The 15,390-nt window shown below is 40.6% G+C and carries 17 protein-coding genes; 14 read left to right on the top strand and 3 right to left on the bottom strand.

Translation table 11 applies throughout. The annotated features are described in order from the left end of the window. Nucleotides 1–58 precede the first annotated feature (58 nt). Nucleotides 59–937, bottom strand: coding sequence for a 5'-3' exonuclease (locus tag LM917_RS05695; protein ID WP_232696507.1), 879 nt, complete (start codon nucleotides 935–937; stop codon nucleotides 59–61). 299 nt (nucleotides 938–1,236) lie between these two features. Between LM917_RS05695 and LM917_RS05700 the strand changes: the two genes are divergently transcribed. Further along, nucleotides 1,237–1,434: an alpha/beta-type small acid-soluble spore protein gene (locus LM917_RS05700; protein WP_232696508.1), complete on the top strand. Its 198-nt coding sequence runs from the start codon at nucleotides 1,237–1,239 to the stop codon at nucleotides 1,432–1,434. 141 nt (nucleotides 1,435–1,575) lie between these two features. Here the strand turns inward: LM917_RS05700 and LM917_RS05705 are convergent, their stop codons facing one another. Continuing rightward, on the bottom strand, nucleotides 1,576–2,541 hold the full coding sequence (locus tag LM917_RS05705) for a hypothetical protein (protein ID WP_232696509.1): 966 nt from the start codon (nucleotides 2,539–2,541) through the stop codon (nucleotides 1,576–1,578). Nucleotides 2,542–2,765: 224 nt separating this feature from the next. Here LM917_RS05705 and LM917_RS05710 point away from each other — a divergent pair, with 224 nt between their 5' ends. From LM917_RS05710 to LM917_RS05745, 8 genes are all read left to right on the top strand, one after another. Beyond that, the gene (locus LM917_RS05710; RefSeq protein ID WP_232696510.1) at nucleotides 2,766–3,035 is read left to right on the top strand and encodes a hypothetical protein; all 270 of its coding nucleotides are present in this window, start codon (nucleotides 2,766–2,768) and stop codon (nucleotides 3,033–3,035) included. 160 nt (nucleotides 3,036–3,195) lie between these two features. Beyond that, complete coding sequence (gene cobD, locus LM917_RS05715) at nucleotides 3,196–4,305, top strand: threonine-phosphate decarboxylase CobD (RefSeq protein ID WP_232696511.1); 1,110 nt, start codon at nucleotides 3,196–3,198, stop codon at nucleotides 4,303–4,305. Nucleotides 4,306–4,309: 4 nt separating this feature from the next. Further along, a complete protein-coding gene (cobU, locus tag LM917_RS05720; RefSeq protein ID WP_232696512.1) occupies nucleotides 4,310–4,897 on the top strand; it encodes a bifunctional adenosylcobinamide kinase/adenosylcobinamide-phosphate guanylyltransferase in 588 nt (195 codons plus the stop codon). Continuing rightward, complete coding sequence (cobS, locus tag LM917_RS05725; RefSeq protein ID WP_232696513.1) at nucleotides 4,894–5,670, top strand: adenosylcobinamide-GDP ribazoletransferase; 777 nt, start codon at nucleotides 4,894–4,896, stop codon at nucleotides 5,668–5,670. Before cobU ends, cobS begins: the two co-directional genes overlap by 4 nt. Further along, complete coding sequence (locus LM917_RS05730) at nucleotides 5,664–6,287, top strand: histidine phosphatase family protein (RefSeq protein WP_232696514.1); 624 nt, start codon at nucleotides 5,664–5,666, stop codon at nucleotides 6,285–6,287. Before cobS ends, LM917_RS05730 begins: the two co-directional genes overlap by 7 nt. Beyond that, complete coding sequence (locus LM917_RS05735; RefSeq protein WP_232696515.1) at nucleotides 6,275–6,964, top strand: adenosylcobinamide amidohydrolase; 690 nt, start codon at nucleotides 6,275–6,277, stop codon at nucleotides 6,962–6,964. The genes LM917_RS05730 and LM917_RS05735 overlap by 13 nt, the downstream gene beginning before the upstream one ends. 6 nt (nucleotides 6,965–6,970) lie before the next feature. Then, entirely contained in the window at nucleotides 6,971–7,957 is a 987-nt protein-coding gene (cbiB, locus tag LM917_RS05740; protein ID WP_232696516.1) for an adenosylcobinamide-phosphate synthase CbiB, read from the top strand. 133 nt (nucleotides 7,958–8,090) lie between these two features. Continuing rightward, nucleotides 8,091–8,921, top strand: a complete 831-nt coding sequence (locus LM917_RS05745) for a GTP pyrophosphokinase (protein ID WP_232696517.1) — start codon at nucleotides 8,091–8,093, stop codon at nucleotides 8,919–8,921. A 195-nt stretch (nucleotides 8,922–9,116) separates the two neighbouring features. On the opposite strand, the gene LM917_RS05750 is transcribed toward LM917_RS05745, so the two are convergent. Beyond that, nucleotides 9,117–10,496, bottom strand: a complete 1,380-nt coding sequence (locus LM917_RS05750; protein ID WP_232696518.1) for a class II fumarate hydratase — start codon at nucleotides 10,494–10,496, stop codon at nucleotides 9,117–9,119. A gap of 181 nt (nucleotides 10,497–10,677) precedes the next feature. Between LM917_RS05750 and LM917_RS05755 the strand changes: the two genes are divergently transcribed. The 5 genes from LM917_RS05755 to LM917_RS05775 all read left to right on the top strand — a co-directional run bounded on the left by LM917_RS05755 (nucleotide 10,678) and on the right by LM917_RS05775 (nucleotide 15,233). Further along, entirely contained in the window at nucleotides 10,678–11,889 is a 1,212-nt protein-coding gene (locus tag LM917_RS05755; protein ID WP_232696519.1) for a D-alanyl-D-alanine carboxypeptidase family protein, read from the top strand. A gap of 40 nt (nucleotides 11,890–11,929) precedes the next feature. After that, entirely contained in the window at nucleotides 11,930–12,478 is a 549-nt protein-coding gene (gene yfcE / locus LM917_RS05760; protein ID WP_232696520.1) for a phosphodiesterase, read from the top strand. 276 nt (nucleotides 12,479–12,754) lie between these two features. Beyond that, nucleotides 12,755–13,414, top strand: a complete 660-nt coding sequence (rpe, locus tag LM917_RS05765; protein ID WP_232696521.1) for a ribulose-phosphate 3-epimerase — start codon at nucleotides 12,755–12,757, stop codon at nucleotides 13,412–13,414. 81 nt (nucleotides 13,415–13,495) lie between these two features. Then, a complete protein-coding gene (gene rpe, locus LM917_RS05770; protein ID WP_232696522.1) occupies nucleotides 13,496–14,158 on the top strand; it encodes a ribulose-phosphate 3-epimerase in 663 nt (220 codons plus the stop codon). Between the two features lie 40 nt (nucleotides 14,159–14,198). Next, nucleotides 14,199–15,233, top strand: coding sequence for a zinc-dependent alcohol dehydrogenase (locus LM917_RS05775; RefSeq protein WP_232696523.1), 1,035 nt, complete (start codon nucleotides 14,199–14,201; stop codon nucleotides 15,231–15,233). Nucleotides 15,234–15,390: the final 157 nt, after the last annotated feature.

Raw genomic sequence — 15,390 nt, forward strand, 5'->3', positions numbered from 1 at the left:
AAAAAACACAGCAGATCAGATTAGATTTTGCTGTGTTTTTTGGTGGAATATCACGTTATTATCCGATTCTTGTGAGCATGGCATTGCCAAATTCTAATTCAAGCAGTTTGTCTCTTACCTGAACAGGATCATACTGCCACTCAGCTTCCTGCATATCGCACGTTATAGGGGCATCACAGAGAATCGTTGCCAGTTTACGACAGAGAAAAACAGTATCTTTGTTCTCTTCCAGCTTTGCTCTCATTTTCGGTGTTAGTAGGTGCAGGTTTTCATACACACCTTCAAGGGAACCATATTCTTTAATTAATTTAATGGCTGTTTTTTCTCCAATTCCAGGACATCCTGGAATACAGTCAGATGTATCGCCTTGAAGTGCTTTCACGTCAATGACTTGAAGCGGAGAGATTCCTTTTTGCTCTAATAGAAATTCGGGATTGTAATGTTCATGCTTCCCGCCATTTTTCAGGATCTTTACATGAACGTTATCACGGATTAATTGCAAGCTATCATAGTCACCACTAACAATGACAACCTCATTTCCTTCTTGTGAGACACGGTTTGCGATTGTGCCCAATATGTCATCTCCTTCGTATCCCGGAACTCCAAGATTCGGGACAGAAAAGGCAGAGGTAACTTCTTTAACCAGATCAAATTGAGGAATTAATTCCATTGGCGGTTCAACCCGATTTGATTTATAACCGTCATACCATTGGCTGCGAAGGAGAGTTTCTCTGGATGCTACATCCCAGGCTGCAATTACATGTGTTGGTTGGGTCAGATCTGCATAATCAAGTAGCATTTTGGTAAAACCATAAACAGCATTCGTGTAAACGCCAGATGATGTTTGACGAATACTGCCTGTCCATGATGAGCCGTAAAAGGCACGGAATAAAAAGCTCATTCCGTCGATTAACAAGACCTTATTATTTAATATCAATGAGGAAATCTCCTTCCGTAAAAAAACGCTATGGAACATTATAACACGAACAAGTGGAAACAGACCTATTCACCCAACATCTAACAAAATAAAGCAGGAATGAAATTTCGAGTTTGTAACATGATAGTAGTACAGCAAAAGCAATACAACAAGTAAAGCTCAAACAAAGGTGTACGGCACATTTCTCTCAGATGGTTGTAATCGGCACTCAACTTATCAAGCTACCAAAAACGCCTGGAAAGTTGAACGCTGACGGCAACAAAGCCGCAGCAATAAAACATGAATGGAGATGAAAGGTTATGGCAGTTAACAACGGGTCTAGCAACAACCTTTTAGTTCCTCAAGCGAACCAAGCTCTTGACCAGCTGAAGTATGAAATCGCAGCTGAATTTGGCGTTCAATTGGGTCCAGATACCACTTCACGCCAAAACGGTTCTGTTGGTGGAGAAATTACGAAGCGTCTAGTTTCTTTCGCAGAACAACAACTTGCTCGCTAATTTTTGGTCCAACTGAATAAGTGGATGAGAAAAGGGGCCCGCGTGGCCTCTTTTCCTTTTATAGACGGATTATGTACATGAAAAAAGGACGCGTATTTCCTGCTCCTTTTTCCAAGAATTATCCTACTAACTACTCGGTTATTACTTACCAAGCGTAACCGTTTTCGCATTCCTATGAACCATAACATATTTAATGTCATTTTCTGAATACTGCTGAGGAGAAGTGTCTAAAGCGGAAGAACTATTTGAAATAGGTTGAGATGTAGAGTATTGGAATGAATAAGATGGTTGAGAAACATGGTGATGTTTGTGTTTATGTTTGCGTACCCTTACCTTACTTTTGTGATGGTGGGAGTGAGCAGTCTTTTCTGTGTAGTTCTCAATTGTAGATGGATTAACATATGGAAAGATGTCCTTTTCCAGATTAACAATGCTGTGGATATGAGCTATAGGTAAGTGATAAACGGATTTTTCGTGCACAAGGTTAAGGTAATTAAAGAACAGTTCTGTTAGAGTACCATCTATACTTCTGGGTCCACGTTGATTTATACGAACGTAAGTGTTTTTCAAAAAAAGTATTAATTCATAGAAACTAGAAGCTTCGATATATTGATCAAGCGGACTAATGTGACCAAAGAGCTCTTGTCGCTCCTGTAGTTCCTCATTTTCATCAAAGAACCCAAGCCGGCCAATACTTTTTACTAAAGGTGTATAGTAATAGATAAATTCCTTCTCGATTGTTTCAATGACAAAATAATCACTGGATACATAGCGGAGGACACCCCAATTTGCTTCTGATCCACCTTGTTCAACTTGAACCAAACGATTCACCATTGAGATAAGCAGTTGCTGAAACGTAGTTGCCGAAACTACCTCTTCTGGAATTCCTGATATGATTTTAAAAGGAGAGGCACTAAAATCCTGTTCAACACTTGAAACCTGAGTTAGTTGATAATAGATCACTCTGCTTCGTTCCGTCAACAAAACCAACAGGTCGCCATATGCAGCTAGCAGGATCCCTTGCTTTGATTCATAGCCTCCTTTAAAGACACGTACAGTCTTACCCACCAGATGGTGTAAGGCTGCCGGATTTGGCATTTCGATCATTTATGCATAGCCCCTTTCAATGACCACCAAGATATTTACACTGCATGTATATGTACCTAGTAGGTTCATGGCTGCAAGTTTCCGTGTTTTTACCAAAAAATCCACGAGTGCCCTGGTTGGTAGCCTTTTCTTTACCATAGTGGATAACCGCACAATCAGCACGAGCGGACTAGTCATATGGTAATGGTGAATAGTCTAAGTAGCGGTAGAAAGGGGATCAAGCTATGCGAAAAAGCACCGCGAAGCGTATATTGAAAGAATATCCTGAATTTGAACAATGGTTAAGAAAGAAGCCATCTAGAGTGGCAAAGGTGCTAAGCAATCCAGAGGAAATTGGTAGATATCTCGGAGAATGGGAGGCAGAAAAAAAACGGAAGCGTCTAATACCAATTGTTGACCTCGACAACATTTCACAGAAAACAAGAATGGTTAATGAAAAATTGACCAGCCTCCAAAGTTTCTTGGATTTACTTTCAGATAACAAAGAAAAATAAGTGAATTCCGAATAGAGAGGGAGGGCGAGATGCTCAACCCTTTTTTCTTTTCCATCTGCTATACTAGAAGAGATTATCTTTAGGAATAGAAATGAATAATAGCAGGTAAAGAGATGTTTTTAACTCATAAATTATCATCAGGAAGGTTGACAGTACAATTATGATTGAACGTTACGGACATGGCGGAGATATATGGACAGCCGCTGAAACTTATCAACTTAACCCAGATCAATTGCTCGATTACAGCTCTAACATCAATCCATTTGGTATACCTTCTAGATTACTGCCAGAACTGCAAAAAAGAATGCCTGAGATTGTTCGATATCCGGATCCTAGTTGTCGTAACCTGCGTAAACAATTATCAAAAACACTTGCTACTAATATTTCCCCGGACCATATATTAGTTGGTAATGGGGGGGCTGAATGCCTTCATCTAGCTGTTACAGCTCTTGCACCAGAAAAGGTAGGTATTATCTATCCATCTTTTTCCGAATATGAGAGTATTTCTGTACAAGCAGGGTGTCAAATAGTCGGGATACCAACCACTGCGGAGAATAACTTTTTACCTAAAGTAGACGATTTGTTGTTACAGGTGAAGCATGTGGATATGTTGTTCCTGGGGCATCCCAACAATCCAACTGGAAATTATCTACAACCAAGGGAATTATTACAGGTAGCAGAGGCTTGTGAAGAGGAACAAACCTATCTTTGTGTAGACGAAGCGTTTATTGACTTCATTGCAGATGGAGACTCGTTATCACTTTTACCTCATATAACGAAATTCAAGCATGTTTTAGTGTTCCGGTCTATGACAAAAATGTTTGCGATTGCTGGACTGCGCCTTGGGTACGTCGTTTCTCAACCTGACGTGATAGAAAAGCTATCTCGTAAACAAATTTCATGGAGTGTTAACCATTTGGCTCAAATTGCTGGGGAACTTCTTCTGGAAGAGCACGATTTTGTTGAAGAGACAAAGAGATACGTAAAAAACGAAAGAGAACGAATAACTGGTATACTTCGTTCCATTTCAGAATTAATTTGCTATCCGAGCGAAGTTAATTATTTGCTCCTTCAGTTAAAAACCATTTCATCGGCCACACTACAGGAAGAGATGGCGAAACGTGGTGTGTTAATTCGAAATTGTAGTATGTACCCAGGATTAACTGATGGGTTCATTCGGATCGCGATAAAGACAAAAGAGGAGAATGACATAATGATTGCCGTCCTCATGCAGGCATTACAAGCAATCACCTACAATGGGGAGGAATAATGATATGGGAAAATTGATACTGGTTATGGGAGGCGTACGTTCGGGTAAAAGTAGTTTTGCCGAACAGCTTACCTCTGCACAGGGAGATGAAAAACTCCTCTATATAGCAACTGGACAGGCATGGGATGACGAAATGAGAGAGCGAATTCGTTTGCATCAGAATCGAAGAAAAGAGAAATGGCTCACACTGGAAGAAGCAGAAGATTTACCTGGTCTTATCAGATCCCTACATGATAATCCAGAAGAACGTGTAGGTTCACATAACATCTCTGCTATTTTAGTCGAAACATTTACAGGGTGGATCGCGAATCTTATGATGAGCATGCCAGAAGATCAACTTTCAAAAGCAGAGACAAAACAAGCATTTCAAAACAAGGTAGCAGCTTGCTTGGATGCTATTCGTGGCCTGGATGTTACTTGGATAATCGTTTCAGATGAAGTGGGTCTCGGTGGTGTAGCTTCAACCAAGCTGGGTAGAAGTTTTCAAGACATTGCTGGCTATGCCAATCAGTTACTTGCTTCATTTGCAAATGAAGTATATTTCGTTGTCGCAGGAATACCGATGAATATAAAAGGGGCGAGTCATTCATGAATGCGTTTTTTTCCGCACTCACATTTTTGACTCGGATACCTGTAACGTATACATATGCAGAGAGCGACTGGTATAAAAGTGCTCGGTTTTATCCATTGGTTGGACTTGTTATTGGTTGTTTGTTAGCTCTTTCGTCAAGCTTATTGGGGTACCTTTTTCCAGATATGTTGGCGGGGCTGCTTCTTGTTAGCTTCTGGATTTGGGTAACTGGGGGACTTCACCTTGACGGATGGATGGACACAGCGGATGGTCTGGGTTCTGCGAGAACTCGTGAACGAATGATCGAGATTATGAAAGATAGCCGAGTAGGAGCAATGGGAGTCATTGCTTGTTTCGTGTTACTTTCCATTAAGGTTATCTCCGTGTATCTGATTATGAATAATCTGGTGGTAATCAGATATGCAGCCCTACTCCTTGCTATACCAATGATGGCACGAATGAGCATGCTAGCCTCTATCTACTATTGGCCATATTTGCATCAGAAAAGTGGAAAGGGCTCAGCACAAGGGCTTAAGGGTGGACTAAGCAAATGGAGTTTTATCATTTCTCTGCTTCTTTCATTCTTTATTATGATCATCGCTTGCGGTATCTGGGCAGGTAGCTTATTAACAGGGATTACAATCGTAGTCCATCTCTTGTTTAATAGTAAACTCATGAAGGAACTACATGGTTTATCTGGGGATTCATATGGGGCATTGGTTGAAGTAACCGAAACGCTTCTATTGGTAGGAGCAGTTTCCTACGTTCATCTTGGGGGAATGATTGGATGGTAAAAGTAATTTGGATGCGCCACGCCGTCACATTAGAAAATCAAGCAAAGCAATATATTGGACATCTGGATGCTCCGCTTGCGCAAGCAGGGGTTGCCCAGGCTGAGCAGGTTGCCAAATTTTTTGCAAATCGTCCACTAACGGCCATTTATTCAAGCGATTTGCACCGAGCAAAAGAAACAGCATTTCTGGTTGCCAAATATCATTCACATATTGATGTGCTGACAGATTCTAACCTGCGAGAGGTATCTTTTGGTGACTGGGAAGGGCTTACTTATCAAGAAATAGAGAAACGAAACCGCGAATTGATTTATCAGTTCTACAATAATCCTTGGGAAGTGGCGCCTCCTAATGGAGAGAACCTGATTCAGCTAGAATCTCGTCTGAAAAAATTTGTAACAGAGCTTATTTCGAAGCATTGCAAAAAGGATACGCATTCCGAAGCTACTGATGAGGAATCGATTGTATTAGTGGTAACGCATGGTGGAATGCTGCGATTGGTTTCATCCATACTACTATATCAGGATCGGAATCGATATTTTGATTCTTCCATAGGACATGGACAATTTATGATAACTAGATGTACAGATGATGAGGTGTGGCAGATTTGCAACTTATAAAAGATCTTCATGTATCAATTACACACGAACGGCTTTTGATTCATTACCCCACGGGATTTCGTGCATGTTCAAGTGCTCTCTGGGGTGGAGGTTTTGTATCGGCAAAATGGATTTTAAACAAATACGTGGATATTGATTACCTTTCCGATCAGCCAAAAGAAGATATTCACGCATTTCTATTGGATGAAAAAGCAAATCCAGATTATTCAATCGGGATGTTAACCGCAGCCCATGTGGATGAGGCAGGTACCGCGTACATTCGTGGTGATCAGTTCGAGGTTTGTGTGATAGCAACCTCTGGGGTAGGAAATGCAGCCAGAGCAGGCAGTGTAGAGCAGCGGTATAACGCCTATTCAGCTGGAACAATCAATATCACTATTTTTGTAGACGGAAGAATGACAGACGGAGCCATGGTTAATGGAATCATCACGGCAACAGAAGCCAAAACAATTGCACTTTCTAACATGGGAGTGACAGACGAAAAGGGAAGAATTGCAACAGGAACAACAACAGATGCCGTCGTGATTGCAGCAACCAATGATGAACAACGTTTTTTACACATTCATCCGTACGCTGGGTCAGCTACTGAACTGGGACATGCAATTGCCTGTGCAGTAATTGAAGCTACGACTCAAGCAATTACTAATGAACGTAAAAGAAAAAATAACAGGGGTTAAGATTTCATGAATATTTTTATTGGTATTAAATTACTTGCTGCTTATTTTCTAGATTTATTAATCGGAGATCCAAAATGGTTACCTCATCCTGTTATTGGAATAGGAAAAGGGATCAGTGTTTTGGATAAATCTATTCAAAAGTGGAATCAGCACTTAGTGAAAAAGGGAGCCTCGGCTAAGGTAACTGGCCGTCTATTAGGTTTGCTTTTTCCCTTGCTAATCGTATGTGGCGTTTTCTTGCTGACATATGAAGTTCTTCAGCTTTTAGCAATGATTCACCCGTGGCTCGCGATTGCTATTGAAATCTTGCTAATTTCAACTACGATTGCAACTAAAGGCTTAAGCCAAGCAGGAATGAAGATTTATCAAGCTTTGGTGAAAAACAATCTAGCTGAAGCACGATTTGAATTATCGATGGTAGTAGGGCGGGATACGGAAAAACTAAATAGTCGTGACATATCTCGTGGAGCTATTGAAACCGTAGCGGAAAACATTGTGGATGCAGTAACAGCACCACTGTTCTTTGCATTTATTGGGGGAGCTCCACTTGCCATGGCGTATCGTGCGGTGAATACACTTGATTCTATGGTTGGGTATAAAAACGAAACTTATCAACATATAGGATGGGCTTCAGCTCGCTTGGATGATATCTGTAATTTTATTCCTGCACGTGTTACCTTTTTGTTTCTGGTAATGGCGTCCTGGGTACAAAAAAGTGACTGGAAAGCAGCATGGCGGATTGGACTACGAGATGCCCTAAAGCATCCAAGCCCAAACAGTGGATGGACGGAAGCTTCCGTTGCAGGAGCTCTTAAAATCCAGCTAGGTGGGAGAAATACATATAAAGGTGTTGTCTCCAACCGTGCAAAAATGGGTGATCCGCTTGAAATTATTCAACCCACTCACATCAAAAAAACGATCGATCTATTATATACCTCCACTCTATGCTATCTGACTATAGCGTTATGTATTAGTTGGGTACTTCTGTACTAAAAAGTTTCACATGTACTTAATTAGCTAACTGGACAAAAGAGAATGTCATGGAGGATAATAATTTAAGGTTGTCGAATTCCTAGATGATATAAGAACACTATGTACCAGCACGAGTATTGGAGGTTCACAAGTTATGAGCCAAACAAAAAACATTGATAAACATATACCCAAAAAAGTACTGAATCGATTAGTATCTATGTTGGCTCCCTATGAACAAGCTGTTGATGAGATTAAGTTAAAAATAAAAGGTATCAAATATGGATTCCTAAAAAGTGGTCGCTATTCTCCGATAGAGTTCGTGGTTGGAAGAGTAAAGAAAACGGACAGTTTACTTCGAAAAGCGCTACTAAGAGAAATTGACTTTACCCAGGACGACTGGGAAAAACGTCTGTGTGAAGAGATTACTGATATAGCGGGAATTCGGGTTGTCTGCCGTTATATTGATGATGTGAGAGAAGTACAACAACTTCTGATGGAACGAGAAGACTTGGTTGTGCACGAGATGAAAGATTATATTTCTAATCCGAAAGAATCTGGATATAGAAGTATACATATAATCGGGTCTTACACGGTTTATTATGGAAACGAAAAGAAAGTGCTCCCATGTGAATTACAAATTCGTACGTTAGGGATGAATTTTTGGGCCACGAATGAACATGAATTACGATATAAATATGACGGTAATATTCCGACTGATGTCTTGGAACAATTGCATGTAGCTTCTACCGTTACCAACCAACTAGATGAGCTAATGAATAATTTACGCCAGGAAATCATGACGCCAGCAGAACTTGACTCCGATTTGGAAGAGAAGCTGGAAGAAATCTTTTCATTGTATGTGAAACAGGATTTTGATTCTGCAGCAGCCCTGTATAAGGAACATTTCTCTGGTTATGAAGAAGCCTTTCTTGAAAATCCAAAATTCCGCATGATTAATGATTTGCTAGGTAAGCGTTTGCGATAAGGCAGATAAGAAAAACTTCTATCGAAGTCTATTCGATGAAGCTGGTCCTTCCTTAGTGGATGATTTTCATGTGTATCAAGTTGAGAAGCTCCGAAGTTTATACTTTCTGATACAGGTAAACACAAATAGCCTCGGTAAAGAGAGCGAGGCTATTTCTAATATGATTTTCATGTGATAACCGACGAATTTTTCTAGCTAGACCAGTTTTTCAGGATCGAGCAAGAGATCGAGTTCTTCACTACTCACATTTGTATCCCGATATGCAATATCTCGTACGGTTTTGTTTTCCGCATGAGCAGTTTTGGCAATCTGTGCTGCGCGTTCATACCCGATTTTCGGGTTAAGGGAGGTAGCGAGAGCTGTGCTGTGTTCAACATAATAGCGGCATCGTTCCTCATCTGCTTCAAGGCCAGCTATACATTTTTCATGAAAAGCTTCTATTGCATTGGTCAAGATTTCCAGTGAATGAAGCAGATTATAGGCAATTACGGGCATCATCACATTAATCTCAAGCTGTGCACCTAACGATGATGCTGTGATGACTGCATCATTTCCTATAACTTGTGCAGACACCATATACAACATCTCAGCCATAACAGGATTTACTTTTCCTGGCATGATGGATGAGCCTGGTTGCACAGGAGGAATTCGTAATTCAGCCAAACCTGTACGTGGACCAGATCCTAATAAACGGATGTCGCTAGATAACTTGATAAGATGAATGGCTAGTTCCTTCAGTGCATGACTAAGTTGGATTGCTGCAAGTGTATTTTGCATAAAGGCAAATCGATCTCGTGGCTGTTTAAATGGCTCGTTCGTCCTGATTACGATCTCATTTAGTGTTCGTTCGGAAAAATCAGGGTGAGCATTAATTCCAGTCCCTACAGCATTACCGCCGATTCCTATCGCATATAACTGGGTTAGGGCAAGGCGGATGCTTTTTTCAGCGGTTATAAGCTGTTCGTAGTAACCCATAAATTCATGACCTAAACGAATAGGAACAGCATCCTGCAAATGCGTTCTACCCGATTTGATAATCGGCATAAACTGTCCTGCTTTCTTTTTCAACGCATACTGCAACCGATGAAGGGATGGAAGCAAACCATTTTTTACCTGATCGACCGCACTTATATTGATCGCTACATGAATGGTATCATTAGTAGATTGAGCCATATTTACATGATCATTCGGATGAATCAGGGAAAAATCACCTTTTTGACCGCCTAGGAGTTCAATTGCTCTGTTCGTAATCACCTCATTCGCATTCATGTTTTGAGATGTTCCAGCACCAGCTTGATATACGTCGACGACGAACTGATCGTCCAGTTTACCGTCGATTACTTCTTCAGCCGCTTTAATAATTGCACGTGCGATGTTTTCGGGAAGCATACCCACTTCCATGTTCGCTACAGCCGCTGAAGCTTTAATGATTCCTTGTGCTTTAATAAAAGAACGAGGTAATCGTAACCCGCTAATGGGAAAGTTATGAATGGCTCTTACTGTTTGTGCATCATAATAAGCCTCACTGGGAATACGAACTTCGCCCATTGTGTCCTTATTTGAACGGTAATCCATTAGCCACACCCTTTCTAGAAAGTAATTCTGAAACAGACTACATATAGATCACACATTTTCACCTTATGTACAACTACTTGAACTCACTTGTATGAACCCTCTACACTTGTTCACTGTAACGATCGTTTGGTAGAGTGATTGTAACTAGTTCGTAGATAGTTCATAGAAAGGACTCGCTCTTATGAAGAAATGGATTACATCAATACTTACTGTAGCTTTATCCTTTTTTGCTTTTGGAACAGGACAAGCTTTTGCCGAGCAACCAGCCACACTTACACCAGAAATGATAAATGGTGAATCAGCTGTTTTGATGGACGGAACAACCGGGACTATACTATTTGAAAAAAACCCACATAAACCGTTATATCCTGCTAGTATTACCAAGATTGCTACAGCTATTTATACGATTGAAAGAGGAGCAATAAATGATACGGCTATCGTTTCCAAAAAAGCAAGGCATGCGGAAGGCACTCGAGTTTACTTAGAAGAAGGCGAATCGGTCAGTATGAAGAATTTGCTTTATGGCTTGATCATGCATTCTGGAAATGATGCTGCTATCGTAATAGCGGAGCATTTAGATGGCTCCACGGAAGTCTTTTCAGAAAAGGTAACCAACTATTTAAAAGAAAAAGTAAACGTGCAAAATACAAATTTCACGAATCCCCATGGTCTTCATGATGATAACCACTATACAACAGCTTATGATATGGCCAAAATTTCACGTTATGCGATGGCTGATCCCCTTCTGCGTGAAATAGCAGGGACGAAAACATATGAATGGCATCAGCAGGAATGGGATACCGTCCTGGTTAATCACAATAAAATGCTTCGAAATTATGAGGGAACCACTGGACTCAAAAATGGATTTACCGACCAAGCTGGCAATACTCTGGTTGTCACTGCGAAACGTGGAGATACTGAACTTATTGCCGTCACCATGAAAGCACCATCTAGTGCCTTTTCGTATAAAGACGTGACAGCTCTATTGGACTACGGCTTTGCCAATTATGAAACACAGCAAATCGCCACGGGTGGACAATCCTTTGTCTACACGGGAGAAAATGAAAAAGAAGAACCCATGAAATTCTTTGCAGAATCTAATCTTTATGCAACGGTTCCTAAAGATCAAACCTATGCTACGGAAATTCAAAATACGGGAGATTTAGTAGTCCAGTTCGAAAATGGGGATAAAACGATTCTTCATCTAAAAGCGGAGAAAAAAGAGGAAAAAGCGGAGGTACTAGCGGCATCATTACCGGAAGAGAAAAACAAGATCGCTCTGTATGGTATTACAGTTGGCTGGAGTTTCCTCAATCTATTTATGCTTTTATATCTGTTTAAAATGATTAAAATAAAGCGTCGCAATGTAGTATACCGGAAACGAAATTACTAACATCAGTACAAGGTAGGACATACATCAGAGGTGGAACAGAATGAAACTTGTATTTTTATCTGATATTCACGGTTCACTTACCTTTGCGAAAAAGGGTATAGAAGCATTCGAGCGAGAAGAAGCCGATTATCTTATTCTTCTAGGTGATCTTATGTACCATGGACCTCGAAATGCTTTGCCAGAGGAGTATCTACCTGCGGAAGTGGCAAATCTTTTGAACCGATTTAAGGATAATGTTATCGCGGTACGAGGAAATTGCGATTCGGAAGTTGACCAAATGCTGATCGAGTTCCCGATGATGAGTGATTACCATATCATTTTGACCGAAAAACGACGCTTGCTCATTACTCATGGACATATCTATCACGAAAATAATCATCCTTACTTATCGAACGGTGATGTGCTTATTCATGGGCATACTCATGTTCCGGTAGCAAAAGCTTCAGAGGGCTTGTACATTATTAATCCAGGCTCGCTTGCCATACCAAAAGAAAATCATCCCCATACGTACGGAGTGTATCAGGACGATACCTTCACAATAAAGACGTTAAGCGGGGAAGAATATATGAGTATCCAGTTTGGAATGTAGTATTGAACCAGCTGGTTTCGTTTACAGAGTATAAAAGGGAAGGCATGCCAACAGTGGCATGCCTTTTTATTATCTAGCCCTATTTTTGGACGGTAGATAGTTGATTACGCACCATGTGGCACTATCAAACGATAAAGGAAGTCGATTGAAATTTCTATCAATAGTATGTTTTGTAACACAAAATCAGCCATTACAAATATGGCACATTGTTTGCAAGATGTAATAGGATGAAACAGTTTCTGCAATTGATCTTACTCACAAGTAAGGAGGTAGATTATGTCCGTAGTTATTTCACCATCCCTGCTTGCCGCTGATATAGGAAACCTGTCAGAAGAGCTGGCTCTGTTGGATCAGTATGGCATCCCTGTTTTGCATATTGATATTATGGACGGTCATTTCGTACCCAATATGTCCTTTGGACCAGATCAAATCAAGATGATGCGTTCATTATGTAAAGCAGAGTTTGACGTTCACATGATGGTTCAAGAACCGGATCGATATATTCCGGCATTTGTAGATGCAGGGGCAGATAGAATTACGATACATGTAGAGGCTACGACTCATGTTCATCGTTCTTTACAATTAATTGCTTCATACGGAAAGAAGATTGGGATTGCCTTAAATCCAGGAACACCAGTTGATATGTGTAAACATGTGCTGGGTATGGTTGATATTGTGTTAGTAATGAGTGTGAATCCAGGATTCGGTGGGCAGAAATCGATTACTGACATGTTAGGGAAAATTGAAGAATTAGCACAACTAAAAGAGCAACATGGTTATTCTTATACCATTCAAGTAGATGGAGGAATTAATCAAAGTAATATTGCATCTTTTGTAGAGGCTGGTGCAGAAGATATTGTAATGGGTTCAGCCATTTTTCAAAAAGGAAGGACAGAAGAGAATATGAAAGCATTCGAAAATTGGCTTAAATCGTAACTTGCTCTGATCATATTTTGGTGGTTGCAATGTCACTATAGATTGAAATAGACATGTAACGTACAAGGAGGTGATTGCTTCTTGATTACAATTGGAGCATCCATCATGTGTGCTGATCAATTAAATTTGAAGCAGGAGATTGACAGGCTTGAACAAGCAAAAATCGACTACCTACACTGCGACGTCATGGATGGACAATATGTACATAATTTAGCAATGGGACCGTATGTGTTAGAGCAAATCAAGGAATATACGAGTATCCCGTTAGATATTCACTTGGCAATGGTGAGGCCAGAGCGATTCTTACGAGAATTCATCGATCTTGGTCCAGGTATTATATCCGTTCATGCGGAGAGCACACCGCACTTGCATCGTGCTATTAGTATGATTCGTGATCATGGGATTAAAGCATCTGTTGCCCTAAACCCAAGCTCACCAATTTCTTACGTAAAAGAAATCATTCATCTTCTTGACATGGTACTCGTGATGACAGTAGATCCTGGTTTTGCCGGTCAACGCTTTGTTCGTGCTACTCTACCTAAAATTGCCGAGCTAAAACAACTATGTGAAGACAAGGGATTAGACAATATGCTGATTCAAATTGACGGTAATATTCACAGCGGAACCATTCCCGAAGCTGTTGCGGCAGGAGCTAACTTTTTAGTGGGGGGAACCTCAGCAATCTTTAAGGGACCAGATTCTGACTATGGGGAATTGGTGGCGAAAATGCGCACATGTGTCTAATTCAAATATCAGATCGATAATCAGACGGGAGAGATACAACATGAAAGCACTAGTTAAATTCGCAAAAGGGTCTGGAAATGTAGCATTACAAGATGTGGCTGTACCTGTACCTGCGGCTGGACAAGTTCGTATCAAGGTGAAACGTGCGGGTATCTGCCAAACAGATATGGAGTATACACATGCAGAAGAGTCTTCAGTTCAACCTCCTGTAACACTGGGCCATGAATTGTCCGGGGTTATTGATGCAGTAGGGGAAGGCGTAACCAACTTTAAGTCAGGAGATCGTGTAATTGGTCAAACTACTTACCATGTTTGCGGTAAATGCAGATACTGCCGTACATGGAATTACAACCACTGTATAGAAAGAAAAGGGATCGGTTCCATTGCAAATGGCGGTTTTGCTGAATATTTGGTTATTCCGGCAGAAAGTGCAATGCATATGCCAGAATGCATGAGTTTTGAAGAGGGAGCACTAGTTGAACCTGTTGCTTGCGCCGTTCATGGACTTATCGAGCGTACCAATATTCCTGCTGGTGCTGTCGTTGTGGTACTTGGACCTGGTACAATCGGATTAGCAGCTGCAATGGTTGCAAAATGTCAAGGTGCACATGTTGTGCTTGCTGGGCTAACTCATGATGAAGAGCGTTTGCAATTAGCAAAATCTCTCGGTATCCAAACTGTTGTTAACCAACAAAAAGAAGATCTTGAGCAAATCGTTCTAGGTCTGACAGAAGGTTATGGTGCTGACTACGTGGTTGAATGTGCTGGCGCAGCAAAAGCTGTAGATACTGGTTTTAAAGTACTTGCTAAACTAGGTGTATTTGTTAGCATGGGTGTGTTTGTTACTCCAATCCCAACTGATTTCTATGCGATCCACAAAAAAGAGATCACAATCATTGGTTCGAAAAGCCAAAAACCATCTGCTTGGAATACTACAATTAAACTGATTGAACAAGGAATTCTTGATGTAAAACCATTGGTAAGCGCTGTATATCCACTAACGAAATGGGAAGATGCCTTTGCGCACTTTAACCGCAAAGAAGGCGTAAAAATCATGTTAAATCCAGAAGAATAATCAGCTAAAATGCCCTCAATCATAGATAAAAATAGAGATTGAGTCGTTAAACAGATAAGAAACCTACAAAAGAGATAGAGATACGTGTGATAGTGAGTTGGGAGATTATTATAGAGAGAAGCGACGGACGGAAAATAGAGAGAGAATAAAGAATAGA

It is taken from the genome of Brevibacillus daliensis (assembly GCF_021245735.1).
Classification (GTDB): domain Bacteria; phylum Bacillota; class Bacilli; order Brevibacillales; family Brevibacillaceae; genus Brevibacillus_B; species Brevibacillus_B daliensis.

Excerpts from the sequence above, each read along its gene's own strand:
- LM917_RS05705 (WP_232696509.1), bottom strand. The coding sequence starts at position 2,541 with ATGATCGAAATGCCAAATCCGGCAGCCTTACACCATCTGGTGGGTAAG.
- cobD (WP_232696511.1), top strand. The coding sequence starts at position 3,196 with ATGATTGAACGTTACGGACATGGCGGAGATATATGGACAGCCGCTGAA.
- yfcE (WP_232696520.1), top strand. The coding sequence starts at position 11,930 with ATGAAACTTGTATTTTTATCTGATATTCACGGTTCACTTACCTTTGCG.
- LM917_RS05775 (WP_232696523.1), top strand. The coding sequence starts at position 14,199 with ATGAAAGCACTAGTTAAATTCGCAAAAGGGTCTGGAAATGTAGCATTA.
- rpe (WP_232696521.1), top strand. The coding sequence starts at position 12,755 with ATGTCCGTAGTTATTTCACCATCCCTGCTTGCCGCTGATATAGGAAAC.
- LM917_RS05745 (WP_232696517.1), top strand. The coding sequence starts at position 8,091 with ATGAGCCAAACAAAAAACATTGATAAACATATACCCAAAAAAGTACTG.
- LM917_RS05750 (WP_232696518.1), bottom strand. The coding sequence starts at position 10,496 with ATGGATTACCGTTCAAATAAGGACACAATGGGCGAAGTTCGTATTCCC.
- cobU (WP_232696512.1), top strand. The coding sequence starts at position 4,310 with ATGGGAAAATTGATACTGGTTATGGGAGGCGTACGTTCGGGTAAAAGT.
- LM917_RS05710 (WP_232696510.1), top strand. The coding sequence starts at position 2,766 with ATGCGAAAAAGCACCGCGAAGCGTATATTGAAAGAATATCCTGAATTT.
- cobS (WP_232696513.1), top strand. The coding sequence starts at position 4,894 with ATGAATGCGTTTTTTTCCGCACTCACATTTTTGACTCGGATACCTGTA.
- LM917_RS05700 (WP_232696508.1), top strand. The coding sequence starts at position 1,237 with ATGGCAGTTAACAACGGGTCTAGCAACAACCTTTTAGTTCCTCAAGCG.
- LM917_RS05730 (WP_232696514.1), top strand. The coding sequence starts at position 5,664 with ATGGTAAAAGTAATTTGGATGCGCCACGCCGTCACATTAGAAAATCAA.
- LM917_RS05755 (WP_232696519.1), top strand. The coding sequence starts at position 10,678 with ATGAAGAAATGGATTACATCAATACTTACTGTAGCTTTATCCTTTTTT.
- cbiB (WP_232696516.1), top strand. The coding sequence starts at position 6,971 with ATGAATATTTTTATTGGTATTAAATTACTTGCTGCTTATTTTCTAGAT.